A 26453-nucleotide genomic window follows, 5' to 3' on the forward strand; every position below is an offset into this window, starting at 1 on the left:
TCCGTGCCCACCCTGCACGCCGCCGACGGATCGCCGGAGACCGCCGTCCTCGTCGACGGCGCGCGGATCGCCGCCGTCGGCCCGTACGAGGAACTGGCCGAGCGGTACGAGGACGCCCGCCTCCGCCGCTGGCCCGGCATCCTGCTGCCCGGCCTGCTCAACCCGTACGCCCCCGAGCTCCTGGAGCGGACCTACCACCCGGACCCGCGCGAGGCCGACACGTACGGCACCGAGCCGATCACCGGCGAGCGGGCGGCGGAGATCCTCCGCTCCCACCCCGCCCGCCTCGGCGCCAGCGCCCGCCGGGGCGTCCAGCGGATGCTGGCCCACGGCACGGTCGCCGTGGCGGGAGAACTGCGGTCCCGGGCGGCCCAGGACGCCGTCCGCCGCGCCGGCCTCGCGATCGGACAGCGCCCGCCGAACCTCCCCGGCCCCCCGTCCCTCTCCCCGACCCCCCTGATCCTCCTCCCGCGCCCCACCCCCGGCGCCCCCGCCCGCTTCGCCGTCTTCGACGTCCCCGACACGGCGACGCTCGTCCGCCGCGGAGCCTCGACCTGCGTCGCCACCGTCCTCGACGGCCGCCTGGCCTACCGGGCCCGCTGACCCGTCAGCCGCCCTTGACGGCCGGCGGCGCCTTCGTCTCCATCGGCTGGGCGTCCGCGGCCTCCACCAGGTCGAGGAAGCGCGGGTCCTCGGCGACGGCGAGCAGCTGGCGCGGGGTGAGGGGCGACGTCACGTCGTCGGGCTCGACGCCGAGCTGGACGCGGCTCCCGCCGTACAGGAAGTTCACGTACGAGGCGAAGGTGCCCGGCTGGTTCACCGGCATCGACAGCAGATCCGCCTCGCGGTCCCCGTCGAAGGTGACGGCCTCGCAGACGACCTTGTGCTCCGGCAGGTTCGGGCACTCCTTGAGCGCCTCGTCATCGGTCGGCCGCACCGACACGACCATCCGGAACGGCTTGCCGTCCGCCGTGATCCGGTACACGGCCACCTCGTCCTTGACCGGCCGGATCTCGGTGACCTTCGCGGGCAGCAGCTCGTCGAGCAGCGCGGCCACGCGCTGCTGGTGGACGGCCCGGCGCTCCCGCTCGGCGGGAGACAGCCCGTCCGGATTGTCGGGAGGGGTGACGCCCGGCGTCTCCTCCACGACCACGGGCGGATAGCCAGCGCCCGGACCCGCGCTCGTCCCCGGTGACGAGGGCGGCGCGGCCGGCATCGCCGGTGCGGGCCCGCCGCCCGGCAGCAGCGTGAGCCCGAGCGCCCCCGCGGTGACCACCCCGAACGCGGTCGCCGCGGTGGCGAACCGGGCCCTGGCCCGGCGCCTGCGCCCCTCGCGCACGGCGACCGGGACGAGATCGGGCAGCGGCGGAAGCTCCTCCGCGGCACGTTCCAAGGCGTCCCGGAGGGTGGTGGTGTCGTCGTCCTTCACAGCAGACCTCTTCCTCTTCTTCTTCCTCGGGTTCCTCAGAGCGAGAGCCCGGCGTCGGCCAGGCGGACGCGGAGACGGGCCAGCGAGCGCGAGCACTGGCTCTTCACGGTGGCCTCGCTGCACCGCAGCAGCGCGGCGACGGAGGCCACGCTCTGGTCGTCCCAGTACCGCAGCACCACCATGGCCCGGGCCCTCGGCGGCAGTTCGGCGAGCGCGGCGAGCAGCGTCACCCGCAGCTCGGGATGGTCGGCCACGGCCTCCGGCGCGGTCCCCCCGGCCCGGCCGAGCGCCAGCAGATCCCGCAGCCGCCGGCGCCGCTCCGCCAGGAACGTCCGGGTCAGCACGGTCTTGGCGTACGCGTGCGGATACTCCGCCGCCCCCGCCCGCCGCCAGTGCTGGTACAGCTTCGCCAGCGTCGTCTGCGTCAGGTCCCGCGCGTGCTCCGCGTCCCCGCAGAGCAGATACGCCGTCCGGTACAGCCGCTGCTGCGCGGCCCGCGCGAACGCCTCGAACCCGTCGGCCGACCCCACGTCCGCGACCACGTCCGCGACCACGTCCACCCCCGGCTCCCGCTCGGTCGTCAATGCCATCGCACTCCCGCTCTCCTCACCGCCGTGTGCGTGTGTCCGACCGTCCTTGAGCACCCGCGCCGCCGAAAGGTTGAAGCGGTACCGGAAGAGATTCGGGCGGCTGCTTGAATGGGGAGGTGACCCGAGCATCCCTGGACAAGCAGCCGCACGAAGTCGCCTCCATGTTCGACGGCGTGGCGGCCAACTACGACCTCACCAACGACGTGCTCTCGCTCGGCCAGGACCGGCGCTGGCGCAAGGAGGTCGCCAAGGCGGTCGACGCGCGCCCCGCGCAGAAGATCCTCGACCTCGCCGCGGGCACGGCCACCTCCTCGCAGCCCTTCGCGCGCGCGGGCGCGTACGTCGTCCCCTGCGACTTCTCGCTCGGCATGCTGCGGGTCGGCAAGCAGCGCCACCCGTGGATGCCGTTCACCGCCGGCGACGGCACGAAGCTGCCCTTCAAGGACGACGTCTTCGACGCGGTGACGATCTCCTTCGGCCTCCGCAACATCCAGGACACCGAGCAGGCGCTGCGCGAGCTGTACCGCGTGACGAAGCCCGGCGGCCGCGTGGTCATCTCCGAGTTCTCCCACCCCACCTGGGCCCCGTTCCGCACGGTGTACGAGGAGTACCTGATGCGCGCCCTGCCGCCGGTGGCCCGCGCCGTCTCCTCCAACCCCGACGCGTACGTCTACCTCGCCGAGTCCATCCAGTCCTGGCCCGACCAGCCCGCCCTCGCCGCCCTCCTCCAGAAGGCCGGCTGGTCCAAGGTCGCCTGGCGCAACCTCACCGGCGGCATCGTCGCCCTCCACCGCGGCTTCAAGCCGGCCTGACCACCGCTCCGTTGTGGGCACACGTTCCGCTGGGGCGGTGCCCACCCGTCGCTCTGGCTGCGGTGCCGCGCCGCCGTTCCGTTGCGGGCAGGCGTTCCGCCGGGGCGGTGCCCACCCGTTCGCTCCGGTTGCGGCGCCGGGCCGCCGTTCCGCTGGGGCGGTGCCCACCCGTCGCTCCCGTTGCGGTGCCGCGCCGCAGTTTCGTTGTGGGCATACGTTCCGCTAGGGCGGAACGGGTGGGCACAACGGAACGGCACCGTTAGCGGGTGCTTCCGCTTCTGCGCCTGAACCCGCACCGGTACGGAGCCGTACATCGTGGTGCGGGGTCCAGGCCCGGAAAGCCGAGGCGCGGCAGGGGGCGCCGTCCCTGTGCCCACCCGTCCCGCCCTAGCGGGACGTATGCCCACAGGGACGCCGGGCCCGAGGGTGGGCACCGCCCTGCAGGGACGCCGGGCGCTCCCGGCATGGGGACGTCGGCGGGTACGAGCCCTGCGGTCGGCCCCGGGCGGCTCCACCCCGTACGTCTCGCCGTCCGCGGCCCTGGCACCCGAAGCGGCCGGAGCGGTCCGCCGGGTCGGGGACCCGCCCCTCCGGTGCGGCTCGTACCGGCCGTCCTAGACTTCGGTACGACCTCTTCGCCGACCTTTCGGGAGATTCGCCGTGACCGAGACCCCCCTCTCCGAGCACAGCGCAGACGTGATCGTCGTCGGGGCGGGCCCGGCCGGCTCCACCACCGCGTACTACCTGGCGAAGGCCGGGCTTGACGTGCTGCTCCTGGAGAAGACGGCGTTCCCGCGCGAGAAGGTCTGCGGCGACGGCCTCACCCCGCGCGCCACCAAGCAGCTCGTCGCCATGGGCATCGACATCTCCGAAGAGGCCGGCTGGCTGCGGAACAAGGGCCTGCGGATCATCGGCGGCGGCGTGCGGCTCCAGCTCGACTGGCCCGACCTCGCCTCGTACCCGGACTACGGACTGGTCCGCAAGCGCGACGACTTCGACGAGATGCTGGCGCGGCAGGCGCAGAAGGCCGGCGCGCGGCTGTACGAGCGCTGCAACGTCGGTGCGCCGGTCGTCGACGAGCGCACCGGCCGCATCACCGGCGTCCACGCCAAGCTGGGCGAGGAGAAGACCGAGGTCACCTTCCGCGCCCCGCTGGTCGTCGCCGCCGACGGCAACTCGACGCGCCTCTCCCTCGCGATGGGCCTGCACCGCCGCGAGGACCGCCCGATGGGCGTCGCCGTCCGCACGTACTTCACGACCCCCCGGCACGACGACGACTACCTGGAGTCGTGGCTGGAGCTGTGGGACAAGCGCGGCGCCGAGGACCGTCTCCTCCCGGGCTACGGCTGGATCTTCGGCATGGGCGACGGCACGTCCAACGTCGGCCTCGGCATCCTCAACTCCTCCTCCGCCTTCCGCGAGCTGGACTGGCGCGAGGTACTGAAGGCCTGGTGCGCCTCGATGCCGGAGGACTGGGGCTTCACCCCGGAGAACATGACGACGCCGATCCGCGGCGCGGCCCTCCCGATGGCCTTCAACCGCCAGCCGCACTACACGAAGGGCCTGCTGCTCGTCGGCGACGCGGGCGGCCTCGTCAACCCGTTCAACGGCGAGGGCATCGCCTACGCGATGGAGTCCGGCCAGATCGCCGCCGACGTCATCGTCCAGGCCCACGCCCGCGCCACCCCCGCCCAGCGCGAACTGGCCCTGCACAACTACCCGAAGATCCTCAAGGACACCTACGGCGGCTACTACACCCTGGGCCGCGCCTTCGTGAAGCTCATCGGCAACCCGAAGGTCATGAAGATCGCGACCCAGCGCGGCCTCACCCACCCGGTCCTGATGAAGTTCACGCTCAAGATGCTGGCGAACCTGACCGACCCGACGGGCGGGGACGCGATGGACCGCATCATCAACGGCCTGTCGAAGGTCGCCCCGAAGGCCTGAGCCCCGGAACGCCGAAGGGCCGTCGCTCCCCCGAGGAGTGACGGCCCTTTCGTACGGCTGCGATCGCGGGGATCAGAGGATGCGGACGGCGCCCGACGGCCGGTCCCAGTCCAGGGAGCGCTCGACGACGCCCGTGGACGGGTTCTGCGCGCCGACGTACTTGCCGCCGCCGACGTAGATGGCGACGTGGTACGAGCCGCTGCGGCTGCCCCAGTACAGGATGTCGCCCGGCTGGAGGTTGCTCAGGGAGACGGACGTGCCCATGCTCGACTGGGAGTACGAGATGCGGGGCAGGTCGATGCCGGCCTGGCGGTAGGCGGCCTGGACGAGGCCGGAGCAGTCCCAGGAGTTGGGGCCGGTGCCGCCGGAGACGTACGCGTCGCCGACCTGCGCCTTGGCGAAGGCGACGATGGCGGCGGCGGAGCCGGAGGCGACCTGGGTCGACTCGGAGGCGGACGAGCCCGACGACGAGGAGTCCGAGTCCGAGGAGGAGGCCGACGCCGACGTGGCGGCCAGCTGGGTGCGGGCGGCGTCGCGGGAGGCGCGGGCGCGGGCCTCAGCGCGGGCCTCGGCGGCGGCGCGCTCGGCCTCGGCCTTCGCCTCGGCCTCCTTGCGGGCCTTCTCGGCGCGCTCGGCCTCGGCCTTGCGCTCGGCCTCGGCCTTGGCCTTCTTGGCCTCCTTGGCGGCCTGCTCCAGGGCGGCGGCCTCCTGGGCCGCCAGGCTCTGGTCGAGGGCCTCCTGCTCGGAGGCTTCGGCGGAGGCGGCCACGGCGCTGGCGAGGTCGGTGCCGAGCGAGCCCAGCGTGGGCATCTCGATGGTCTCGGTCACCGGCTCGGCATTCGCCGGTCCGGCAGCACCGGCCACCGCGATGGTGCTGAGGACGCCACCGGCAACTCCGGCGCGGAGCGCGAGCTTCGAGGCGCTGCGGCGGGGCTTCCGGTGGCTGGGTATGTGAGCGGTCTGGGACATGGGTACAACCGCTATCAGGGCTTCACGGTTCCCTTCAAGAAACGTGGGTTGCGCCACAGTTACGACCGGAACCTTCCAATCCGCTTCCTCGTCGCCCTTATTGACGCCGTAACGGGCAAATCGGGCGTGGCTCATTGTGCCCTTGATCATGGGTTTTCAATGAGATGCCCGAATTGCCCTTCGCTTACCACCTCTTCACGCCGATGGCCAAGCCCTGTTCTTTTCGGATCCCCATTGCGTGACGCAGGTCACATCTCCGTCTCGTGAACGCGTGCACACGGAGTCGGGGCGTCCACTTCGCTCCCGCCGGCCCCTCGGACGGGCGACGCGGCTGCCTCTATCACCCGGATGCGTCCACAGCCAATTTGCTTGTACAGCCCATCTCTTGATAGGGCGCCACCCCTCCGACCAGCGATTTCCGGTCCGAATGTCACACCTGGTGATCACCTGGGCGCTTCACGCGACAAGATCACTGCTCATCCGACTTCATGATCCTTCGTCAGGTGGTAGAGATCACAAATCCGTTAGGGACCCCCGTGTCGCAGATCACAGAGGGGCGGGCTTAAGATACGCGGACGTCGGGCTTGTGAACTGCCTCACATGGGGGCGATCTTTCGCGGGACCCGACGGTGCGGTCCAACGGTCAAGGACGACTGGAAGGAGCGAGGAGCGTGAATGCGTACGCGCCCGTCCTCGTGCTCGGTGCCCTGGGTGCGGGGTTTGCGATCTTCTCCGTGGTCATGGCCACGCTAATCGGGCCAAAGCGGTACAACAGGGCAAAACTTGAGGCGTACGAGTGCGGCATCGAGCCGACACCCACGCCCGCCGGAGGCGGTCGCTTCCCGATCAAGTACTACCTGACGGCGATGCTCTTCATCGTCTTCGACATCGAGATCGTCTTCCTCTACCCCTGGGCCGTCACCTTCGACGCCCTGGGGCTTTTCGGGCTCGTGGAGATGCTGCTCTTCGTGCTCACCGTCTTCGTCGCCTACGCCTACGTGTGGCGGCGCGGCGGCCTGGAATGGGACTGAGGGGCTGAGGAGCACTCATGGGACTCGAAGAGAAGCTGCCCAGCGGTTTCGTGCTGACCACCGTCGAGCAGGCCGCGGGCTGGGTCCGGAAGTCATCCGTCTTCCCCGCGACCTTCGGCCTCGCCTGCTGCGCCATCGAGATGATGACGACCGGCGCCGGCCGCTACGACCTCGCCCGCTTCGGCATGGAGGTCTTCCGCGGCTCCCCGCGCCAGGCCGACCTGATGATCGTCGCCGGCCGGGTCAGCCAGAAGATGGCGCCCGTCCTGCGGCAGGTGTACGACCAGATGCCCAACCCCAAGTGGGTCATCTCCATGGGCGTCTGCGCCTCGTCGGGCGGCATGTTCAACAACTACGCCATCGTGCAGGGCGTCGACCACATCGTGCCGGTCGACATCTACCTGCCCGGCTGCCCGCCGCGCCCCGAGATGCTGCTGGACGCGATCCTCAAGCTCCACCAGAAGATCCAGACGTCCAAGCTCGGCGTGAACGCCGAGGAGGCGGCCCGCGAGGCGGAGGAGGCGGCGCTCAAGGCGCTGCCGACCATCGAGATGAAGGGTCTGCTCCGTTGAGCGACGAAACCCCGAACCCCGAGAAGGAGCTGTCCGAGCAGAACCTGCCCGGCCAGCGCGGCGAGCACGGGGAGGAGGTACGGCTCCAGCGCGGCATGTTCGGCGCGAACAACGGCGGCGACACCTCCGGCTACGGCGGCCTCGTCCGCTCCATCCGCCTCCCCGGCCCGGCCGTCCGGCCCTACGGCGGGTGGTTCGACGAGGTCGCCGACGAGCTCGAAGGCGCTTTGGAGGAGCAAGGGCTCGTCCCCGAGAACGCCATCGAGAAGACGGTCGTCGACCGCGGCGAGCTCACCTTCCACATCGAGCGCGAGCACCTGGTCCGCGTGGCCCGCACCCTGCGCGACGACCCGGCACTCCGCTTCGAGCTCTGCACCGGCGTCTCCGGCGTCCACTACCCGGGCGACAAGGGCCGCGAGCTGCACGCCGTCTACCACCTGCGCTCGCTCACCCACGGCCGGCTGATCCGCGTGGAGGTCTCGGCCCCGGACGCCGACCCGAGGATCCCGTCCCTCACCGCCGTCTACCCGACGAACGACTGGCACGAGCGGGAGACGTACGACTTCTTCGGGATCGTCTTCGAAGGCCACCCGGCCCTCACCCGGATCATGATGCCGGACGACTGGCAGGGCCACCCGCAGCGCAAGGACTATCCGCTCGGCGGCATCGCCGTCGAGTACAAGGGCGCCCAGATCCCGGCTCCGGACCAGCGGAGGTCGTACTCGTGAACAGCACCGCATCCAGCCCCCGTGAGACCACCGAGGGGTCCGTCTACACGGTCACCGGCGGCGACTGGGACGAGGTCGTCCAGTCCGCGGCCAAGGCCGACGACGAGCGGATCGTCGTCAACATGGGCCCCCAGCACCCGTCCACCCACGGCGTGCTCCGGCTCATCCTGGAGATCGACGGCGAGACCGTCACCGAGGCCCGCTGCGGCATCGGCTACCTCCACACCGGCATCGAGAAGAACCTCGAATACCGGACCTGGACGCAGGGCACCACCTTCGTCACGCGCATGGACTACCTCACCTCGTTCTACAACGAGACGGCGTACTGCCTCGGCGTGGAGAAGCTGCTCGGCATCACCGACGACATCCCCGACCGGGCCACCGTCCTCCGGGTCCTCCTCATGGAGCTCAACCGGCTCTCCTCGCACCTGGTCGCCATCGCCACCGGCGGCATGGAGCTCGGCGCCACCACGATCATGATCTACGGCTTCCGGGACCGCGAGATGATCCTGGACCTGTACGAGCTGATCACCGGCCTGCGCATGAACCACGCGTACATCCGGCCCGGCGGCCTCGCCCAGGACCTCCCGCCCGGCGCCGTCGACGCCGTGCGCGAGTTCGTGAAGACCATGAAGAAGAACCTGCCGGAGTACGACAAGCTCGCCACCGGCAACCCCATCTTCAAGGCCCGCATGCAGGACGTCGGCCACCTCGACCTCACCGGCTGCCTGGCCCTCGGCGCCACCGGACCGATCCTCCGGTCGGCGGGCCTCCCGCACGACCTGCGGAAGACCGACCCGTACTGCGGCTACGAGAACTACGACTTCGAGGTCCCCACCGCCGACAGCTGCGACTCCTACGGCCGCTTCCTCGTCCGCCTGGAGGAGATGCGCCAGTCGCTGCGGATCGTCGAGCAGTGCCTCGACCGGCTCGAACCCGGACCGGTCATGGTCGGCGACAAGAAGATCGCCTGGCCCGCCCAGCTCGCCCTCGGCCCCGACGGCCTCGGCAACTCCCTCGACCACATCAAGAAGATCATGGGCACCTCCATGGAGGCCCTGATCCACCACTTCAAGCTGGTCACCGAGGGCTTCCGGGTCCCGGCCGGCCAGGCGTACGCGGCCGTCGAGTCCCCCAAGGGCGAACTCGGCGTGCACGTGGTCTCCGACGGCGGCACCCGCCCCTTCCGGGTCCACTTCCGCGACCCGTCCTTCACCAACCTCCAGGCCATGGCGGCGATGTGCGAGGGCGGCCAGGTCGCCGACGTCATCGTCGCCGTCGCCTCCATCGACCCCGTGATGGGAGGCGTCGACCGATGACAGAGACCCCGACGAGCGGAAACGTCAGCCTCGGGATGCCCCAGCTCCCCGCGGTCCCGTACCCGGCGGACGTCCACGCCCGTCTGACGGCGGACGCGAAGGCGATCATCGACCGCTACCCCGGCTCCCGCTCCGCGCTCCTGCCGATGCTGCACCTCGTGCAGGCGGAGGAGGGCCACGTGACCCGTACCGGCATGCAGTTCTGCGCCGACACGCTCGGCCTGACCACCGCCGAGGTCACCGCCGTCGCCACCTTCTACACGATGTACCGCCGCAAGCCGTCCGGCGACTACCAGGTCGGCGTCTGCACCAACACCCTCTGCGCGGTCATGGGCGGCGACGCGATCTTCGAGGAGCTCAAGGAGCACCTCGGCGTCGGCAACGAGGGGACCACCGACGACGGGAAGATCACGCTCGAACACATCGAGTGCAACGCCGCCTGCGACTACGCCCCCGTCGTGATGGTCAACTGGGAGTTCTTCGACAACCAGACCCCCGAGTCGGCCAAGAAGATGGTCGACGACCTCCGCGCGGGCCGCACCGTCGAACCCACCCGCGGCGCCCCCCTGTGCACCTTCAAGGAGACCGCCCGCATCCTCGCCGGCTTCCCCGACGAGCGCCCCGGCGCCGTCGAGGCCACCGGCGGCGCGGGCCCCGCCTCCCTCGTCGGCCTCCGACTGGCCAAGGGCGAGACCCCGCAGCAGACCAGGATCGTCCACCCGCGCGGCGAAGCAGCCGGTCAGGAGGGAGCGTGATGACATTGGCCGCCGAGATCGACTCCAGCAGCCCCGAGAAGCTTCTCTCCCCGGTCCTCTCCGCGTTCTGGGACCAGCCCGATTCCTGGACCCTGGAGACGTACGAACGCCACGAGGGCTACCAGGGCCTGCGGCGCGCGCTCGCCATGAGCCCCGACGACCTCATCGCGTACGTGAAGGACTCCGGGCTCCGCGGACGCGGCGGCGCCGGCTTCCCCACCGGCATGAAGTGGCAGTTCATCCCGCAGGGCGACGGCAAGCCGCACTACCTCGTCGTCAACGCCGACGAGTCCGAGCCCGGCACCTGCAAGGACATCCCCCTCCTCTTCGCCAACCCGCACTCCCTCATCGAGGGCATCGTGATCGCCTGCTACGCGATCCGCTCCAGCCACGCCTTCATCTACCTGCGCGGCGAGGTCGTCCCCGTCCTGCGCCGCCTCCACGAGGCGGTCCGCGAGGCCTACGCGGCCGGCTACCTCGGCAAGGACGTCCTCGGCAGCGGGCTCGACGTCGAGCTCACCGTGCACGCCGGCGCCGGCGCGTACATCTGCGGCGAGGAGACCGCCCTCCTCGACTCCCTCGAAGGCCGCCGCGGCCAGCCCCGGCTGCGGCCCCCCTTCCCCGCGGTCGCCGGCCTCTACGCCTGCCCCACCGTGGTGAACAACGTCGAGTCCATCGCCTCCGTTCCCGCGATCCTCCAGCGCGGCAAGGAATGGTTCACCTCGATGGGCAGCGAGAAGTCCCCCGGCTTCACGCTCTACTCGCTGAGCGGGCACGTCACCTCGCCCGGCCAGTACGAGGCCCCCCTCGGCATCACCCTGCGCCAGCTCCTCGACATGAGCGGCGGCATGCGCCCCGGACACCGGCTCAAGTTCTGGACCCCCGGCGGCTCCTCCACCCCCATGTTCACCGACGAGCACCTCGACGTGCCGCTCGACTACGAGGGCGTCGGCGCCGCCGGCTCCATGCTCGGCACCAAGGCACTCCAGTGCTTCGACGAGACCACCTGCGTCGTCCGGGCCGTCACCCGCTGGACCGAGTTCTACGCCCACGAGTCCTGCGGCAAGTGCACCCCCTGCCGCGAGGGCACCTACTGGCTCGTCCAGCTCCTCCGCGACATCGAGGCCGGCAAGGGCGTGATGTCGGACCTCGACAAGCTCAACGACATCGCCGACAACATCAACGGCAAGTCGTTCTGCGCCCTCGGCGACGGCGCCGCCTCGCCGATCTTCTCCTCGCTCAAGTACTTCCGCGAGGAGTACGAGCAGCACATCACGGGCAAGGGCTGCCCCTTCGACCCGGCCAAGTCGACCGCCTGGGCGGACAACCACAAGGAGGTGACCGCATGACCGTCACCGCGTCCACCCCGGCGGGGGGCGGCTCCCCGGCCGTACCACCGGAGGACCTCGTCACGCTGACCATCGACGGCGCCGAGATCTCCGTCCCCAAGGGGACCCTGGTCATCCGCGCCGCCGAGCAGCTCGGCATCGAGATCCCCCGCTTCTGCGACCACCCCCTCCTCGACCCCGCCGGCGCCTGCCGCCAGTGCATCGTCGAGGTCGAGGGCCAGCGCAAGCCGATGGCCTCCTGCACCATCACCTGCACCGACGGCATGGTCGTCAGGTCGCAGCTGACCTCCCCGGTCGCCGAGAAGGCCCAGCACGGCGTGATGGAGCTGCTGCTCATCAACCACCCGCTGGACTGCCCGGTCTGCGACAAGGGCGGCGAGTGCCCGCTCCAGAACCAGGCCATGTCCCACGGACAGGCCGACTCCCGCTTCGAGGGCGTCAAGCGGACCTACGAGAAGCCGGTCCCGATCTCCACCCAGGTGCTGCTCGACCGCGAGCGGTGCGTGCTCTGCGCCCGCTGCACCCGCTTCTCCAACCAGGTCGCCGGCGACCCGATGATCGAACTCGTCGAGCGCGGCGCCCTCCAGCAGGTCGGCACCGGCGAGGGCGACCCCTTCGAGTCGTACTTCTCCGGCAACACCATCCAGATCTGCCCGGTCGGCGCGCTCACCTCGGCCGCGTACCGCTTCCGCTCCCGCCCCTTCGACCTGGTCTCCTCGCCGTCGGTGTGCGAGCACTGCGCCGGCGGCTGCGCCACCCGCACCGACCACCGGCGCGGCAAGGTCATGCGCCGCCTCGCGCAGGACGACCCCGAGGTCAACGAGGAGTGGATCTGCGACAAGGGGCGGTTCGGCTTCCGGTACGCGCAGCAGCGCGACCGGCTGACCACGCCCCTCGTGCGGGGCGCCGACGGCGTCCTCGCACCGGCCTCCTGGCCCGAGGCCCTGGAGGCCGCCGCCCGCGGTCTCGTCCGCGGCCGCACCGGCGTCCTCGCCGGCGGCCGGCTCACCGTCGAGGACGCCTACGCCTACGCCAAGTTCGCCCGCGTCGCCCTCGACACCAACGACGTCGACTTCCGGGCCCGGACGCACTCCGGCGAGGAGGCCGACTTCCTCGCCTCGCACGTCGCCGGCCGCGGACGGGACCTGGACGGTACGGGGCTCACCTACACGACCCTCGAAGCCGCGCCGACGGTGCTGCTCGTCGGCCTGGAGTCCGAGGAGGAGGCCCCCGGCGTCTTCCTGCGGCTCCGCAAGGCCTGGCGCAAGCACGGACAGAAGACGTTCGCGGTCGCCACCCACGCCACCCGCGGCCTGGAGAAGGCCGGCGGCACCCTGCTGCCCGCCGCCCCCGGCACCGAGACCGAGTGGCTCGACGCCCTCACCTCCCGCGTCGGCCTCGACCCCACCGGCCTGGCCGCCGCCGAGGCCCTCCGCGAGGAGGGCGCCGTCCTCGCCGTCGGCGAGCGGCTCGCCGGAGTGCCCGGCGCGCTCACCGCCGCCCTGCGGGCCTCCGCCGCCACCGGCGCGACGCTCGTGTGGATCCCGCGCCGGGCCGGAGAGCGCGGCGCCGTCGAGGCCGGGGCGCTGCCGAGCCTGCTGCCCGGCGGCCGGCCCGCGACCGACCCACGCGCGCGTGAGGAGGTCGCCGCCGCCTGGGGCGTCCGCGAACTCCCACACGGCTACGGCCGCGACACCGGCCAGATCGTGGAGGCGGCCGCCACCGGCGAACTCGCCGCACTCCTCGTCGGCGGCGTCGACGTCGACGACCTGCCCGACCCGGCACGCGCGCGTGAGGCCCTCGACGCGGCCTTCGTCGTCTCCCTCGAACTGCGCCCCGGAGCCGTCACCGAGCGCGCCGACGTCGTCCTGCCGGTCGCCGCGGTCGCCGAGAAGTCCGGCACCTTCCTCAACTGGGAGGGCAGGGCGCGGATGTTCGAGGCCGCGCTCAAGCCGGAGCAGATGACCCGCCCGCTCGCCCCCAGCGACGCGCGCGTGCTCCACATGCTCGCCGACGCCATGGACGCCCACCTCGCCCTGCCCGACCTGAAGGCGGCCCGGCGTGAGCTGGACCGGCTCGGCCGCGGCACCGGGGACCGGGCCTCCGAGCCCACCGCCCACGCCGTCCCGGCCCCCCGGCCCGGCGACGGCGAGGCCGTCCTCGCCGGCCACCGGCTGCTCCTCGACCTCGGCCGCCTCCAGGAGGGCGACACCGCCCTGGCCGGCACCCGCCACGCGGCGGTCGCCCGGCTCTCCGCCGACACCGCCGCCGACACCGGCGTCAAGGACGGCGACCTCCTCGAAGTCACCGGCCCCGCGGGCTCCGTCGCCTTCCCCCTCCAGGTCACCGAGATGCCCGACCGCGTCGTCTGGCTCCCGCTGAACTCCGCCGGCCGCGGCGTCCTCGCCGACACCGGCGCCCACCCCGGCGACCTCGTCCGCATCGGCCCGGCCACCGCGAAGGCCGGCCACGGCGAGGAGGCCGGCGCATGACCACCACCCCGGTCCGGCCGGGCGAAGCCCTGGCCGCCGCGGGCCCGGGGCCCGCCGGGCCCCAGCCCCGCATCCCCCTCGTCCGGCCGGGCGCAGCCCGGACCGCAGCCGCTCCGGAGGTGCGCGCATGACCGCCCTCGCTTCACTCGCGGACGTCCAGCCCAGCGTCCTCGCAGCCGAGGACCTGTCCATGTTCGGGACGGACCCCTGGTGGCTCGTCGCGATCAAGGCCGTCTTCTGCTTCGCGTTCCTGATGGTGACCGTGCTCTTCTCCATCGTGTGGGAGCGCAAGGTCGTCGCCTGGATGCAGCTGCGCATCGGCCCCAACCGGCACGGCCCCTGGGGCCTCCTCCAGTCCCTCGCGGACGGCATCAAGCTGATGCTGAAGGAGGACGTGATCGTCAAGCGGGCCGACAAGGTCGTCTACGTCCTGGCCCCGATCGTCGCCGCCATCCCCGCCTTCATGGCGATCGCCGTGATCCCCTTCGGGCCGGCCGGCAACGAGGTGTCGATCTTCGGCCAGCGCACCACGATGCAGCTCACCGACCTGCCGATCGCGATGCTGTACATCCTCGCGGTCGCCTCCGTCGGCATCTACGGCATCGTCCTCGCCGGCTGGTCGTCGGGATCGACGTACCCGCTCCTCGGCGGTCTGCGCGCCACCGCGCAGATGATCTCGTACGAGATCGCCATGGGCGCCGCGTTCGCCTCCGTCTTCCTCTACTCGGGCTCCATGTCGACCTCGGCGATCGTCGAGGCCCAGCAGGACCGCTGGTTCATCGTCCTGCTGCCCGTCTCCTTCCTCATCTACGTCGTGACGATGGTCGGCGAGACGAACCGCGCCCCCTTCGACATGCCGGAGTCCGAGGGCGACCTCGTCGGCGGCTTCAACACCGAGTACTCCTCCATCAAGTTCGCGATGTTCATGCTCGCCGAGTACGTGAACATGGTGACGGTCTCCGCCGTGTCGGTGACGCTCTTCCTGGGCGGCTGGCGGGCCCCGTACCCGGTCTCCGCCTTCTGGGAGGGCGCCAACCACGGCTGGTGGCCCCTGCTGTGGTTCGTCCTCAAGGTGCAGCTGCTGCTCTTCTTCTTCATCTGGCTCCGCGGCACCCTGCCCCGCGTCCGCTACGACCAGCTGATGAAGCTCGGCTGGAAGGTGCTCATCCCGGTCTCCGTGGTCTGGCTGATGCTGGTCGCCACCGTCCGGGCGCTGCGCAACGAGAACATCGCCTTCACCAACATCGTGCTGTACGTGGCCGGTGCCGTCCTCGTGGTGCTGCTGCTCTCCTTCGTCGCCGACCTCTTCCGCGACCGGAAGAAGGAGGAGACGGCGGGCGCGGCCGAACCGGCGGCCTTCGACCCGATGGCCGGCGGATTCCCCGTACCGCCCAAGCCCGGACAGTCCCTGCCGCCCGTGCCCCGGCGCAGGCCCCGACACCAGCGGGACCTCGTTGTCAGTGGTGGCCCCGATACTGCTACCGAGAGTGACGAAAGGGGGACGGATCGTGTCTGACTTCCAGAATCCGGTGGCCGGCTTCGGCGTGACCTTCAAGGCCATGTTCAAGAAGCGGCTGACCGAGCAGTACCCCGAGCAGAAGAAGACGACGGCACCCCGCTTCCACGGCCGGCACCAGCTCAACCGCCACCCGGACGGCCTGGAGAAGTGCGTCGGCTGCGAGCTGTGCGCCTGGGCCTGCCCCGCCGACGCCATCTACGTGGAGGGCGCGGACAACACGGACGAGGAGCGCTACTCGCCCGGCGAGCGGTACGGCCGCGTCTACCAGATCAACTACGCCCGCTGCATCCTGTGCGGGCTGTGCATCGAGGCGTGCCCCACGCGCGCGCTGACGATGACGAACGAGTTCGAACTGGCCGACTCCTCCCGCGAGAGCCTGATCTACACCAAGGAGCAGCTCCTCGCGGGCCTCGACGAGCAGATGGTCGACACCCCGCACGCGATCTTCCCCGGCATGACCGAGCAGGACTACTACCGGGGCCTGGTCACCGAGGCCGCGCCCGGGACCGAGCGCCAGGTCGCCGTCTCCCAGGGCGAGAAGCCCGAGCCGGAAGGGGCGGGAGCATGAGCGCGCTCGCCGCCTACGCCACCTCCTCGGGCGAGGCCTTCCAGTTCTGGGTGCTCGGCACCGTCGCCGTCGTCGGCGCGCTGTGCACCATCCTCATGAAGAAGGCCGTGCACAGCGCCCTGTGCCTGGCCGGCACGATGATCGTCCTCGCGGTCTTCTACCTGGCCAACGGCGCGTACTTCCTCGGCATCGTGCAGATCGTCGTCTACACCGGCGCGATCATGATGCTCTTCCTCTTCGTCGTCATGCTGGTCGGCGTCACGGCCGCGGACTCGCTGAAGGAGACCATCAAGGGCCAGCGCTGGTGGGCCGCCGCCTGCGGCCTCGGCTTCGGCGTCCTGCTCTTCGCCGGGATCGGGAACGCGGCACTGACCGAGTTCACCGGCCTCGGCGCTGCCAACGCGGCGCACGGGGGGAACGTGGAGGGCCTCGCCGCCCTCATCTTCACCAAGTACGTCTTCGCCTTCGAGATCACCGGCGCCCTGCTGATCACCGCCTCCGTCGGCGCGATGCTCCTCACCCACCGGGAGCGCACCGAGCGGGCCAGGACCCAGCGCGAGCTGGCCGAGCAGCGCGTGCGCGAGGGCAAGCACCTGCCGCCCCTGCCCGCCCCCGGCGTCTACGCCCGGCACAACGCGGTGGACATCGCGGGCCTGCTGCCCGACGGCACCCCGTCCGAGCTCACCGTCATCTCGACCCTGCGCGAGCGGGGCCAGGTGCGGGACGTGTCGACGGAGGCGCTCGCCGACCTCAAGGCCCTGGAGCAGCGCTCCTCGGAGCGACTGGGACGCGACGGAGAGGAGGCCAATCGGTGAACCCCGTCAACTACCTGTATCTCGCCGCCCTGTTGTTCACCATCGGTGCGGTCGGGGTGCTGATCCGGCGGAACGCGATCGTGGTCTTCATGTGCGTGGAGCTGATGCTCAACGCCTGCAACCTCGCGTTCGTCACCTTCTCCCGCATGCACGGCAACCTCGACGGCCAGATCATCGCCTTCTTCACGATGGTCGTGGCCGCCGCGGAGGTCGTCGTCGGGCTCGCGATCATCGTGTCCGTCTTCCGATCCCGCCATTCGGCCTCGGTCGACGACGCCAGCCTGATGAAGCTGTGAGGGGCTGAACCGTGGACAACCTGATTGCGCTGCTCATCGCGGCGCCCCTGCTCGGAGCGGCCGTCCTTCTGTGCGGCGGCCGCCGGCTCGACAAGACCGGGCACTGGCTCGGCACGCTCCTCGCGGCCGTCTCCTTCGTCATCGGCCTCGCGCTCTTCGCCGACATGCTCGGCAAGGGCGCCGAGGACCGGGCGATGTACCAGCACCTGTTCTCCTGGATCCCCGTCGAGGGCTTCCAGGCGGACATCGCCTTCCAGCTCGACCAGCTGTCGATGACCTTCGTCCTGCTGATCACCGGCGTGGGCACGCTCATCCACGTGTACTCGATCGGGTACATGGAGCACGACGAGCGCCGCCGCCGCTTCTTCGGCTACCTGAACCTGTTCGTCGCCGCGATGCTGCTGCTGGTCCTGGCGGACAACTACCTGCTGCTGTACTTCGGCTGGGAGGGCGTCGGCCTCGCCTCGTACCTCCTGATCGGCTTCTGGCAGCACAAGCCCAGCGCGGCGACCGCCGCGAAGAAGGCCTTCCTGGTCAACCGGGTCGGCGACATGGGCCTGTCGATCGCGATCATGCTGATGTTCACCACCTTCGGCACCTTCGCCTTCGGCCCCGTCCTCGCCTCGGCGGGGGAGACCTCCGAGGGCAAGCTGACGGCGATCGGCCTGATGCTGCTCCTCGCGGCCTGCGGCAAGTCGGCCCAGGTGCCGCTGCAGTCCTGGCTCGGGGACGCGATGGAGGGCCCGACCCCGGTCTCGGCCCTCATCCACGCCGCCACCATGGTCACCGCCGGTGTGTACCTGATCGTCCGCTCCGCCGACATCTTCAACGCGGCGCCGGACGCGCAGCTCGTCGTCACCATCGTCGGCGCGGTCACGCTGCTCTTCGGTGCGATCGTCGGTTGCGCGAAGGACGACATCAAGAAGGCCCTCGCCGGATCCACGATGTCGCAGATCGGATACATGATCCTGGCGGCCGGTCTCGGCCCGATCGGCTACGTCTTCGCGATCATGCACCTGGTGACGCACGGCTTCTTCAAGGCCGGGCTCTTCCTCGGCGCCGGTTCGGTCATGCACGGCATGAACGACGAGGTCGACATGCGGAAGTACGGCGGCCTGCGGAAGTACATGCCGGTCACCTTCGTCACCTTCGGCCTCGGCTACCTCGCCATCATCGGCTTCCCGGGCCTGTCCGGCTTCTTCTCCAAGGACAAGATCATCGAGGCGGCCTTCGCCAAGGGCGGCACCGAGGGCTGGATCCTCGGCGCGGTCACCCTGCTGGGCGCCGCCATCACCGCGTACTACATGACGCGCGTGATGCTGATGACCTTCTTCGGCGAGAAGCGCTGGCAGCCGGACGCGGACGGCAACCCGCCGCACCCGCACGAGTCGCCCAGGTCGATGGTCATCCCCATGGTCCTGCTGGCCGTCGGGTCGGTCGCCGGAGGCGCCTTCTTCGAGTTCGCCGGCTTCGTCGAGTGGCTGGAGCCCGTCACCGGCTTCGCGCACGGCCACGCGCCGATCAGCGCCGCCGCCGTCACCTCCGCCACCGTCGCCGTCATGGTGATCGGCGTCGGCCTCGCCTACCTCCAGTACGGGCGCCGCCCGGTGCCGGTGGTCGCCCCGCGCGGCTCGCTGCTCACCCGGGCCGCCCGCCGCGACCTGCTCCAGGACGACTTCAACCACGCCGTCTTCGTCACCGGCGGCACCCACCTGACCCGCTCGCTGGTCTACGTCGACCACAGCCTCGTGGACGGCGTCGTCAACGGCACGGCGGCGGGCGTCGGCGGACTCTCCGGCCGGCTGCGCAAGCTCCAGAACGGCTACGTCCGCTCGTACGCGGTCTCCATGTTCGGCGGTGCGGCGGTCCTCATCGCCGCGACCCTGCTGATGAGGGCGGTGTAACCCATGTCCTTCCCGCTCCTGACGGCGACGGCTGCGGTACCGGCGGTCGGTGCGATCCTCACCGCCGCCGTGCCCGCAGCCCGCCGCACCGCCGCCAAGTGGCTGGCGCTGCTCGTCTCGCTGGCCACCCTGGTGCTCGCCGGGATCGTCTTCGCCCGCTTCGAACCGGGCGGCGACCGCTACCAGCTGGTCGAGTCCCACTCCTGGATCAGGGACTTCGGCGTCCGGTACGAGCTGGGCGTCGACGGCATCGGGGTGGCGCTGATCGCGCTGACCGCGCTGCTGATCCCGTTCATCGTGCTGGCCGGCTGGCACGACGCCGACCCCCTGGAGACGCACTCCAAGCGGTGGCGTCCGACCCAGGGCTTCTTCGCCCTGATCCTCATGGTCGAGGCGATGGTGATCCTCTCCTTCGAGGCCACCGACGTCTTCCTCTTCTACATCCTCTTCGAAGCCATGCTCATCCCGATGTACTTCCTCATCGGCGGCTTCGGCGACCGCGCGCACAGCGGCACCGACGAGAACGCGGCGGCGCAGCGCTCGTACGCGGCGGTCAAGTTCCTGCTGTACAACCTGGTCGGCGGCCTCATCATGCTGGCCGCCGTCATCGGCCTGTACACGGTCGCGGGGAACTTCTCGCTCACCGAGATCGCCGAGGCGCGGGCGAACGGCTCGCTGGAGATGGCGGGTTCGACGGAGAAGTGGCTGTTCCTCGGCTTCTTCTTCGCCTTCGCGGTGAAGGCGCCGCTGTGGCCGCTGCACACCTGGCTGCCGAACGCGATGGGGGAGGCGACCGCACCGGTCGCCGTCCTCATCACCGCGGTCGTCGACAAGGTCGGCACGTTCGCGATGCTCCGCTTCTGCCTCGGCCTCTTCCCGGAGGCGAGCAAGTGGGCCACGCCCGCGATCGTCGTCCTCGCGCTCATCAGCATCGTGTACGGGGCGCTGGTCGCGGTCGGCCAGCGGGACATCAAGCGGCTCGTCGCCTACGCGTCGATCTCCCACTTCGGCTTCATCATCCTGGGCATCTTCGCGATGACCAGCCAGGGCCAGTCGGGCGCCACGCTCTACATGGTCAACCACGGCATCTCGACCGCCGCCCTGATGCTCGTCGCTGGCTTCCTGATCTCCCGGCGCGGCTCGCGGCTCATCGCCGACTACGGCGGTGTGCAGAAGGTCGCCCCGGTCCTCGCCGGCACCTTCCTGATCGGCGGCCTCGCGACGCTGTCGCTGCCCGGACTCGCCCCGTTCGTCAGCGAGTTCCTGGTCCTGGTCGGCACCTTCGCCCGCTACCCGGTCGCCGGGATCGTCGCCACCACCGGCATCGTCCTCGCCGCGCTGTACGTCCTCGTCCTCTACCAGCGGACGATGACGGGCCCGGTGAAGGAGGAGGTGCGGTCGATGCCCGACCTGCGGCCGCGCGAGCTCGCCGTCGCCGCCCCGCTGATCGCCGTCCTGCTCTTCCTCGGCGTCTTCCCGAAGCCGCTGACGGACGTCGTGAACCCGGCGGTCCAGCACACCATGTCGGACGTGCAGCGGACCGACCCCCAGCCCGAAGTCCCCGTCCAGAACGTGGAGGCGGCCAAGTGAACGCCCTCGCTGTCCACAGCCTGTGGACGACGGCTGCCGAGCCGCTGAGCAAGATCCCGGCACCGAAGATCGAGTACAACCAGCTCGCCCCGGTCCTGATCGTGGTCGGCGCGGCCGTGATCGGCATCCTCGTCGAGGCCTTCGTGCCCCGTAAGGGCCGCTACCTCAGCCAGGTCTTCCTCACGGTCCTGGCCCTCGCCGCCGCGTTCGCCGCCGTCGTCGGCCTCGCGGCCGGCGGCTACGGCACCACCAAGGCCGGCATCGCGGCCATGGGCGCCATCGCCGTCGACGGCCCCGCCCTGTTCCTGCAGGGCACCATTCTCCTCGCCTCGATCGTCGCGGTCCTCACCTTCGCCGAGCGCAGGCTCGACCCGGCCGACCACGGCCACAAGGTCGACTCCTTCGCCGCCGAGGCGGCCGCCGTCCCCGGCGGCGACCACGAGAAGGCCGCCGTCAAGGCGGGCTTCACCACCACCGAGGTCTTCCCGCTCGCGCTCTTCGCGATCGCCGGCATGCTGGTCTTCCCGGCCGCCAACGACCTCCTGACCCTCTTCATCGCCCTGGAGGTCTTCTCCCTCCCGCTGTACCTGCTCTGCGCCGTCGCCCGCCGCAAGCGGCTGATGTCGCAGGAGGCGGCGGTCAAGTACTTCCTGCTCGGCGCCTTCTCCTCGGCCTTCCTGCTCTTCGGGATCGCCCTGCTCTACGGCTACGCGGGCTCCGTCTCGTACGCCACGATCGCGGACGTCGTCGACGGCGCGGTCACCTCGGTGAACCCGGCGCTCGCCGACACCATGGGCAACGACGCCCTCCTCCTGATCGGCTTCGCCCTGCTCCTCATGGGCCTGCTGTTCAAGGTCGGCGCCGTCCCCTTCCACATGTGGACCCCGGACGTCTACCAGGGCGCCCCGACCCCGGTGACCGGCTTCATGGCCGCCGCCACCAAGGTCGCCGCCTTCGGCGCGCTGCTCCGCCTGCTGTACGTGGTGCTCCCCGGCCTCACCTGGGACTGGCGCCCGGTGATGTGGGGCGTCGCGATCGTCACGATGCTGGGCGGCGCGGTGGTCGCGATCACCCAGACGGACATCAAGCGCCTCCTGGCGTACTCCTCGATCGCGCACGCGGGCTTCCTGCTCGCGGGCGTCATCGCGGCGACGCCGAGCGGCATCTCGTCGGTCCTCTTCTACCTGGGCGCGTACTCCTTCGTGACGATCGGCGCGTTCGCCGTCGTCACGCTGGTGCGGGACGCGGGCGGAGAGGCCACCCACCTCTCCAAGTGGGCGGGCCTGGGCCGCCGTTCGCCGCTGGTCGCCGCGGTCTTCGCGGTCTTCCTCCTGGCCTTCGCCGGCATCCCGCTGACCTCCGGCTTCTCCGGCAAGTTCGCGGTCTTCAAGGCGGCGGCGGAGGGCGGCGCGGGCGCGCTCGTGGTGGTCGGCGTCATCGCCTCGGCGGTGGCGGCCTTCTTCTACATCCGGGTGATCGTGCTGATGTTCTTCAGCGAGCCGAAGGCGGACGGCCCCACGGTCGCCGTGCCCTCGGCCCTGACCACCGCCACCATCGCGGTGGGCGTGGCCGTCACCCTGGTCCTCGGCCTCGCGCCGCAGTACTTCCTGGACCTGGCGAGCCAGGCGAGCGTCTTCGTACGCTGACGCCTCACGGACAGGGCCCGGCTCGGGGGCGAGCCGGGCCCTTCCGCGTACCCGCTACTTCGGGCAGGGCCCGCAGTGCACCCGGGGGTTGTACGGCGCGAAGACCCCGGCCGGGTTCTTCTTGTAGATCCACGCGTGCAGCGAGTAGACCTCCCCGAGCCCCGGGATCAGGTCCGGCCCGTCGAAGTTCCGGTCGAAGGCACGCGGCACCGGCTGCCCGGTGTCCGGCACGACCCACTCCAGGGCGACCAGCTTCCGCTTCCCGTCCCCGTGGTCCTCCGCGTAGATCACGGCCGCGGGCCGCGTCGGGTCGGTGGAGCCGATGTTGGCGGGGTTCACGTAGTGGTACCCCATCCCGCCGAGCTTCGCGTCACTCGTGTCCTCGACGCACACGTCGGTGCGCTGGAACCCGTCGGCTATCGCCTTCTCCTCCGACCGGTACTTCTTCGTCGCCTCGTACGTCTTCGCCAGGTCCGGGTGAGGCCACCCGTGGTCACCGCCCGCGACGGGCAGCACGGGCGCCGCCGAGACGGCCGGAGCGGCGGCCCCGAGGGCCAGTGCGACGGAAGCGGCGAGAGCGAACGCGGCCCTGAGGGCCCGGGGACGTGCGGACATCACGGATGTACTCCTCTGGAAGCGGAATGCGCCCACCGGGCGCCGGTTCGGCGGCGGCTCCTCCCCGAAGCCCACCGCGAGGAGCATCGAACGCCCCCACCCCGCCCGCACCCGGAACTGGCCCAGGGGAGTGGCTACGGGGGGTGACCTCCTGACAGGGCGGGGTGTGCGTGGGATCGTGGGCGGGGGAATGGTCTGGACCTGTTGGGGAGGGGGTTTCCGTGCGTGGGACGACCGTTCTACCCGGGGTGCCGTGTGGAGCGACCCGGGGTGGGGAGCCGCCGGTGCACCGGCTTGAGGTGCGGTTGCCCGAGCGGGTGCCGTTCGCGGCCGGGGGGTTCGATGCGATGGGGCCCATGTCGCGGGCCGACTATCCGCATCGGCACACCTTCTACGAGATCGTGCATGTGGTGGAGGGGAGCGGTGTGCATGTGATCGACACCGAGTCCCATGCGCTGCGGCCGCCTCAGCTCGGGGTGATCCTTCCCGGGCAGGTGCACCGGTGGGAGGGGGTGCGGGGGCTTGAGGGGTCGCTGGTGTTGTTCACCCCGGAGTTCCTCGCCGACGGGCCCGACGATCTCGGGCTGTTGCGGCGGCTCGGGGAGCGGCCCTGGGTCGATCTCGATGCCGGGGCGCACGCGCGGACCTCGTTGTTGATGGGGGAGCTCGCGGAGGAGTACCGGGGCGGGGACGACGGGTTCGCGGGGGTGCTGCGGTCGTTGCTGCACGTGCTGCTCGTGCGGGCCGCCCGGGTGCCGGGTGGGCGGGGCGTGGTGCCGCCGCGGGGACTGGCCGGGGAGTTTCTGCGGATCGTGTCCGAGGCCGGCGGCGGCGGGGTGTCCGTGCGGGAGGCCGCGGGGCGGCTCGGGGTGACGCCGGGGTATCTCAATGAGGTGGTGCGGGGCGCCACCGGGCGGACGCCGGCCGCGTTGCTGCGGGAGGAGCGGGTGCGGGAGGCGCAGCGGCTGCTGGTGTCCACGTCGTTGTCGGTGCGGCAGGTGGGCGTGCGGGTGGGGTTCGAGGATCCGGCGTACTTCTGCCGGTTCTTCCGGCGGGAGGCGGGGGTCAGTCCGGGGAGCTTTCGAAAACACCATGACCGCCCCGTTCCGTCCATCGAAGCGGGCGCCGAAGGAACCTAGGTTCGTGCCGATCCCAGACCCCACCTGAGGAGCCAGGCACATGGAAAGCGAGAGCAACACCAGTACCGGGCACGTCACGCGCAAGGCCGTGCTGCGGGCGGCGCTCGCCGCCGGGATGGCCGCGCCCGTCGCCCTCATGGGCGTTCCCGCGCTCGCCCGGACGCTGACCGGGAGCGAGACGGCCCTCGACCTCACCCCCGAGTGCGACGACGGCGACGACCTCACCCTGCCGCAGATGGAGGGGCCCTACTTCAAGCCGAACTCGCCGCTGCGGAGCAGCATGCAGGACGGGCCGGGCACGCGGCTCGTCGTCAGCGGGTACGTGTTCGGGCGGGCCTGCCGGCCGGTGTCCGGTGCCCTGCTCGACTTCTGGCAGGCCGACGTCAACGGGGCGTACGACAACTCCGGGTTCACGTTCCGCGGGCATCAATTCACCGGCACCGACGGGGCGTTCCGGCTCGACACCATCGTCCCGGGGCTCTATCCGGGCCGCACCCGGCACCTTCACGTGAAGGTCCAGGCGCCCGGGCGGCCGATCCTCACCACCCAGCTGTACTTCCCGAACGAGCCCCGCAACAACACCGACACCATCTTCGACCCGCGGCTGCTCATGACCGTGCGGGACGCGGGCGGCGGGCGCGAGGCCGCCTTCGACTTCGTCCTCGACGTGCCGCAGGGCCCCGGGCCGACGCCGACGCCGACCCCCACGGCCACGGCGACGACCCCGCCGCCCGGCGGCACCTGGACCGCCGGACGGGCGTACGCCACCGGGGACCGGGTCACGTACGGCGGCGTGGGCTATGTGTGCCTCCAGGCCCACACCGCCATGGCCGGCTGGGAGCCGCCGAACGTGCCCGCCCTGTGGCGGGTCGGCTAGCGCCCGCCTAGGCGGACGGGGCGATCCGGCCCCTGACCTCGCCCAGGCCCACCTTCGTGCCGTCCGGGCCGGGCGCCCACGCCGTGAGGACGACCTCGTCGCCGTCCTCCAGGAACGTCCGCTTGCCGCCCGCGAGTTCGAGGGCGTCGCGGCCGTTCCAGGTGAGTTCGAGGAGCGAGCCGCGCTGGTTCACCTCGGGGCCGGAGACCGTACCGGAGCCGTAGAGGTCACCGGTGCGCAGGGAGGCGCCGTTCACCGTCATGTGCGCGAGCTGCTGCGCGGCCGTCCAGTACATGGTGGAGAACGGCGGCTCGGCCACCACCTCGCCGTTGATCTCGACGGTGATCCGCACGTCGTAGCCGCCGGGCTCCTCCTCCGCCGCGTCGTCCAGGTACGGCAGGAGGGGGAAGTCCCGGGCCGGCGGCGCGACCCGGGCCGCGTCCAGGGCCTCCAGGGGGGTCACCCACGCCGACACCGAGGTCTGGAAGGACTTGCCGAGGAACGGGCCCAGCGGCACGTACTCCCACGCCTGCACGTCCCGCGCCGACCAGTCGTTCAGCAGCGTCAGGCCGAAGACGTGGTCCCGGAAGGCGGCGAGCGGCACCGGGGTGCCGAGCTCCGACGGGGTGCCGACGAGGAAGCCGACCTCCGCCTCGATGTCCAGCTTCACCGACGGGCCGAAGACCGGGGCCGCGTCGGCGGGCGCCTTCCGCTGCCCCGAGGGGCGCACGACGTCCGTGCCCGAGACGACGACCGTGCCCGCGCGACCGTGGTAACCGATCGGCAGGTGCTTCCAGTTGGGCGTCAGCGGCTCGCCGTCCGGGCGGAACATCCGGCCCACGTTGGTGGCGTGGTGCTCGCTCGCGTAGAAGTCCACGTAGTCCGCGACCTCGTACGGCAGGTGCAGCGTCACCGCGTCCAGCGGGTGGAGGAGCGGCTCGACGTCGGCGCGGTGGGCCGGGACCGTCACCCAGGCCGTCAGCGCGCGGCGCACGTCCCGCCAGGCGGTCCGTCCGGCGGCGAGCAGCGGGCCCAGGCTCGGCTGCGCGAGCAGGGAGGCGTACGGGGAGCCCAGCGCGTGCGCCGCGGCCCCCGCGTCCAGCACGTACCCGCCGATCCGGACGCCGAGCCGGCGCCGTCCCGGCTCGTCGGCGGTGGAGAAGACGCCGTACGGGAGGTTGTGCGGGCCGAAGGGATCGCCCTCGGCCAGGTCGAGCGGGCTGTGCTCGGACATCGGTACGTGCCTCGCTTTCGCGTGATGGGTGAGGGACACGTTACGGGGCGGGGCGGCGGGCGCGGATGACATGGATCACAGAGAAAGTCACCGGGAAGAGGGCAACTGTCCGGGTGCGGACGGTTTGCGCCGCCGGAGGCGCGTGTACCGCCTCCGAGCTGGGGAAACGGCCCCTGCCGCCGGGTACTTCCGGAGCCTACGATCACGGTGGCGTCGCGCCCGCGTGATGACTTCCGTGGGCGCGCGCCCCCTTTCTC

At 71.3% G+C, this 26453-nt stretch carries 25 protein-coding genes; 20 read left to right on the plus strand and 5 right to left on the minus strand.

Annotated features, from left to right (window positions below; translation table 11 throughout):
- Positions 1-3: 3 nt before the first annotated feature.
- Complete coding sequence (locus HHL19_RS11155; protein ID WP_169088222.1) at positions 4-603, plus strand: hypothetical protein; 600 nt, start codon at positions 4-6, stop codon at positions 601-603.
- A 4-nt stretch (positions 604-607) separates the two neighbouring features.
- On the opposite strand, the gene HHL19_RS11160 is transcribed toward HHL19_RS11155, so the two are convergent.
- Together HHL19_RS11160 and HHL19_RS11165 are read right to left on the minus strand one after the other, a co-directional pair.
- Positions 608-1429: a hypothetical protein gene (locus HHL19_RS11160; protein WP_169088224.1), complete on the minus strand. Its 822-nt coding sequence runs from the start codon at positions 1427-1429 to the stop codon at positions 608-610.
- Between the two features lie 35 nt (positions 1430-1464).
- Positions 1465-2019: a SigE family RNA polymerase sigma factor gene (locus HHL19_RS11165; RefSeq protein WP_169088226.1), complete on the minus strand. Its 555-nt coding sequence runs from the start codon at positions 2017-2019 to the stop codon at positions 1465-1467.
- A gap of 116 nt (positions 2020-2135) precedes the next feature.
- Between HHL19_RS11165 and HHL19_RS11170 the strand changes: the two genes are divergently transcribed.
- A complete protein-coding gene (locus HHL19_RS11170) occupies positions 2136-2831 on the plus strand; it encodes a demethylmenaquinone methyltransferase (RefSeq protein ID WP_169088228.1) in 696 nt (231 codons plus the stop codon).
- A 660-nt stretch (positions 2832-3491) separates the two neighbouring features.
- Positions 3492-4778: a geranylgeranyl reductase family protein gene (locus HHL19_RS11175; RefSeq protein ID WP_169088230.1), complete on the plus strand. Its 1287-nt coding sequence runs from the start codon at positions 3492-3494 to the stop codon at positions 4776-4778.
- A 72-nt stretch (positions 4779-4850) separates the two neighbouring features.
- Here the strand turns inward: HHL19_RS11175 and HHL19_RS11180 are convergent, their stop codons facing one another.
- Positions 4851-5747 carry a C40 family peptidase gene (locus HHL19_RS11180; protein ID WP_169088231.1) on the minus strand — a complete coding sequence of 299 codons (897 nt, stop codon included), beginning with the start codon at positions 5745-5747 and terminating at the stop codon, positions 4851-4853.
- Positions 5748-6418: 671 nt separating this feature from the next.
- On the opposite strand from HHL19_RS11180, the gene HHL19_RS11185 reads away from it, so the two are divergent.
- The 15 genes from HHL19_RS11185 to nuoN are packed head-to-tail and all read left to right on the plus strand — an operon-like array spanning position 6419 to position 22331.
- Positions 6419-6778 (plus strand): NADH-quinone oxidoreductase subunit A, encoded by a 360-nt coding sequence (locus HHL19_RS11185; RefSeq protein ID WP_019888619.1) that lies wholly within the window; start codon positions 6419-6421, stop codon positions 6776-6778.
- A 17-nt stretch (positions 6779-6795) separates the two neighbouring features.
- On the plus strand, positions 6796-7350 hold the full coding sequence (locus tag HHL19_RS11190) for an NADH-quinone oxidoreductase subunit B (RefSeq protein WP_169088233.1): 555 nt from the start codon (positions 6796-6798) through the stop codon (positions 7348-7350).
- Positions 7347-8078, plus strand: a complete 732-nt coding sequence (locus HHL19_RS11195; protein ID WP_169088235.1) for an NADH-quinone oxidoreductase subunit C — start codon at positions 7347-7349, stop codon at positions 8076-8078. The genes HHL19_RS11190 and HHL19_RS11195 overlap by 4 nt, the downstream gene beginning before the upstream one ends.
- Positions 8075-9397 carry an NADH-quinone oxidoreductase subunit D gene (locus HHL19_RS11200; protein ID WP_169088237.1) on the plus strand — a complete coding sequence of 441 codons (1323 nt, stop codon included), beginning with the start codon at positions 8075-8077 and terminating at the stop codon, positions 9395-9397. The genes HHL19_RS11195 and HHL19_RS11200 overlap by 4 nt, the downstream gene beginning before the upstream one ends.
- A complete protein-coding gene (gene nuoE, locus HHL19_RS11205; protein WP_169088239.1) occupies positions 9394-10152 on the plus strand; it encodes an NADH-quinone oxidoreductase subunit NuoE in 759 nt (252 codons plus the stop codon). Before HHL19_RS11200 ends, nuoE begins: the two co-directional genes overlap by 4 nt.
- On the plus strand, positions 10152-11501 hold the full coding sequence (nuoF, locus tag HHL19_RS11210) for an NADH-quinone oxidoreductase subunit NuoF (protein WP_169088241.1): 1350 nt from the start codon (positions 10152-10154) through the stop codon (positions 11499-11501). Before nuoE ends, nuoF begins: the two co-directional genes overlap by 1 nt.
- The gene (locus HHL19_RS11215) at positions 11498-13993 is read left to right on the plus strand and encodes an NADH-quinone oxidoreductase subunit G (protein ID WP_169088243.1); all 2496 of its coding nucleotides are present in this window, start codon (positions 11498-11500) and stop codon (positions 13991-13993) included. The genes nuoF and HHL19_RS11215 overlap by 4 nt, the downstream gene beginning before the upstream one ends.
- Positions 13990-14124, plus strand: coding sequence for a hypothetical protein (locus HHL19_RS38095; RefSeq protein ID WP_277349152.1), 135 nt, complete (start codon positions 13990-13992; stop codon positions 14122-14124). Before HHL19_RS11215 ends, HHL19_RS38095 begins: the two co-directional genes overlap by 4 nt.
- Positions 14121-15509, plus strand: a complete 1389-nt coding sequence (gene nuoH / locus HHL19_RS11220; RefSeq protein WP_169088245.1) for an NADH-quinone oxidoreductase subunit NuoH — start codon at positions 14121-14123, stop codon at positions 15507-15509. The genes HHL19_RS38095 and nuoH overlap by 4 nt, the downstream gene beginning before the upstream one ends.
- 43 nt (positions 15510-15552) lie before the next feature.
- Positions 15553-16080 (plus strand): NADH-quinone oxidoreductase subunit NuoI, encoded by a 528-nt coding sequence (gene nuoI, locus HHL19_RS11225; protein WP_240981568.1) that lies wholly within the window; start codon positions 15553-15555, stop codon positions 16078-16080.
- Complete coding sequence (locus HHL19_RS11230) at positions 16077-16895, plus strand: NADH-quinone oxidoreductase subunit J (protein ID WP_169088249.1); 819 nt, start codon at positions 16077-16079, stop codon at positions 16893-16895. Before nuoI ends, HHL19_RS11230 begins: the two co-directional genes overlap by 4 nt.
- The gene (nuoK, locus tag HHL19_RS11235; protein WP_043227770.1) at positions 16892-17191 is read left to right on the plus strand and encodes an NADH-quinone oxidoreductase subunit NuoK; all 300 of its coding nucleotides are present in this window, start codon (positions 16892-16894) and stop codon (positions 17189-17191) included. Before HHL19_RS11230 ends, nuoK begins: the two co-directional genes overlap by 4 nt.
- A gap of 11 nt (positions 17192-17202) precedes the next feature.
- Positions 17203-19095, plus strand: coding sequence for an NADH-quinone oxidoreductase subunit L (gene nuoL / locus HHL19_RS11240; protein WP_169088251.1), 1893 nt, complete (start codon positions 17203-17205; stop codon positions 19093-19095).
- Positions 19096-19098: 3 nt separating this feature from the next.
- Complete coding sequence (locus HHL19_RS11245) at positions 19099-20685, plus strand: NADH-quinone oxidoreductase subunit M (protein WP_169088253.1); 1587 nt, start codon at positions 19099-19101, stop codon at positions 20683-20685.
- A complete protein-coding gene (gene nuoN / locus HHL19_RS11250; RefSeq protein ID WP_169088255.1) occupies positions 20682-22331 on the plus strand; it encodes an NADH-quinone oxidoreductase subunit NuoN in 1650 nt (549 codons plus the stop codon). The genes HHL19_RS11245 and nuoN overlap by 4 nt, the downstream gene beginning before the upstream one ends.
- A gap of 54 nt (positions 22332-22385) precedes the next feature.
- On the opposite strand, the gene HHL19_RS11255 is transcribed toward nuoN, so the two are convergent.
- Entirely contained in the window at positions 22386-22946 is a 561-nt protein-coding gene (locus tag HHL19_RS11255; protein ID WP_169088257.1) for a hypothetical protein, read from the minus strand.
- A 284-nt stretch (positions 22947-23230) separates the two neighbouring features.
- Between HHL19_RS11255 and HHL19_RS11260 the strand changes: the two genes are divergently transcribed.
- The gene (locus HHL19_RS11260) at positions 23231-24085 is read left to right on the plus strand and encodes an AraC family transcriptional regulator (protein ID WP_346768285.1); all 855 of its coding nucleotides are present in this window, start codon (positions 23231-23233) and stop codon (positions 24083-24085) included.
- A 40-nt stretch (positions 24086-24125) separates the two neighbouring features.
- A complete protein-coding gene (locus HHL19_RS11265) occupies positions 24126-24962 on the plus strand; it encodes a carbohydrate-binding protein (RefSeq protein WP_169088261.1) in 837 nt (278 codons plus the stop codon).
- Positions 24963-24969: 7 nt separating this feature from the next.
- Here HHL19_RS11265 and fahA read toward each other — a convergent pair whose 3' ends face one another.
- Complete coding sequence (gene fahA, locus HHL19_RS11270) at positions 24970-26196, minus strand: fumarylacetoacetase (RefSeq protein ID WP_169088263.1); 1227 nt, start codon at positions 26194-26196, stop codon at positions 24970-24972.
- Positions 26197-26453: the final 257 nt, after the last annotated feature.

It is taken from the genome of Streptomyces sp. R302 (genome assembly GCF_012927245.1).
Taxonomy (GTDB): domain Bacteria; phylum Actinomycetota; class Actinomycetes; order Streptomycetales; family Streptomycetaceae; genus Streptomyces.

Excerpts from the sequence above, each read along its gene's own strand:
- HHL19_RS11190 (WP_169088233.1), top strand. The coding sequence starts at position 6,796 with ATGGGACTCGAAGAGAAGCTGCCCAGCGGTTTCGTGCTGACCACCGTC.
- HHL19_RS11245 (WP_169088253.1), top strand. The coding sequence starts at position 19,099 with ATGTCCTTCCCGCTCCTGACGGCGACGGCTGCGGTACCGGCGGTCGGT.
- nuoF (WP_169088241.1), top strand. The coding sequence starts at position 10,152 with ATGACATTGGCCGCCGAGATCGACTCCAGCAGCCCCGAGAAGCTTCTC.
- HHL19_RS11180 (WP_169088231.1), bottom strand. The coding sequence starts at position 5,747 with ATGTCCCAGACCGCTCACATACCCAGCCACCGGAAGCCCCGCCGCAGC.
- nuoE (WP_169088239.1), top strand. The coding sequence starts at position 9,394 with ATGACAGAGACCCCGACGAGCGGAAACGTCAGCCTCGGGATGCCCCAG.
- HHL19_RS11230 (WP_169088249.1), top strand. The coding sequence starts at position 16,077 with ATGAGCGCGCTCGCCGCCTACGCCACCTCCTCGGGCGAGGCCTTCCAG.
- fahA (WP_169088263.1), bottom strand. The coding sequence starts at position 26,196 with ATGTCCGAGCACAGCCCGCTCGACCTGGCCGAGGGCGATCCCTTCGGC.
- nuoI (WP_240981568.1), top strand. The coding sequence starts at position 15,553 with ATGTTCAAGAAGCGGCTGACCGAGCAGTACCCCGAGCAGAAGAAGACG.
- HHL19_RS38095 (WP_277349152.1), top strand. The coding sequence starts at position 13,990 with ATGACCACCACCCCGGTCCGGCCGGGCGAAGCCCTGGCCGCCGCGGGC.
- HHL19_RS11215 (WP_169088243.1), top strand. The coding sequence starts at position 11,498 with ATGACCGTCACCGCGTCCACCCCGGCGGGGGGCGGCTCCCCGGCCGTA.
- HHL19_RS11265 (WP_169088261.1), top strand. The coding sequence starts at position 24,126 with ATGGAAAGCGAGAGCAACACCAGTACCGGGCACGTCACGCGCAAGGCC.
- HHL19_RS11255 (WP_169088257.1), bottom strand. The coding sequence starts at position 22,946 with ATGTCCGCACGTCCCCGGGCCCTCAGGGCCGCGTTCGCTCTCGCCGCT.
- HHL19_RS11165 (WP_169088226.1), bottom strand. The coding sequence starts at position 2,019 with ATGGCATTGACGACCGAGCGGGAGCCGGGGGTGGACGTGGTCGCGGAC.
- nuoH (WP_169088245.1), top strand. The coding sequence starts at position 14,121 with ATGACCGCCCTCGCTTCACTCGCGGACGTCCAGCCCAGCGTCCTCGCA.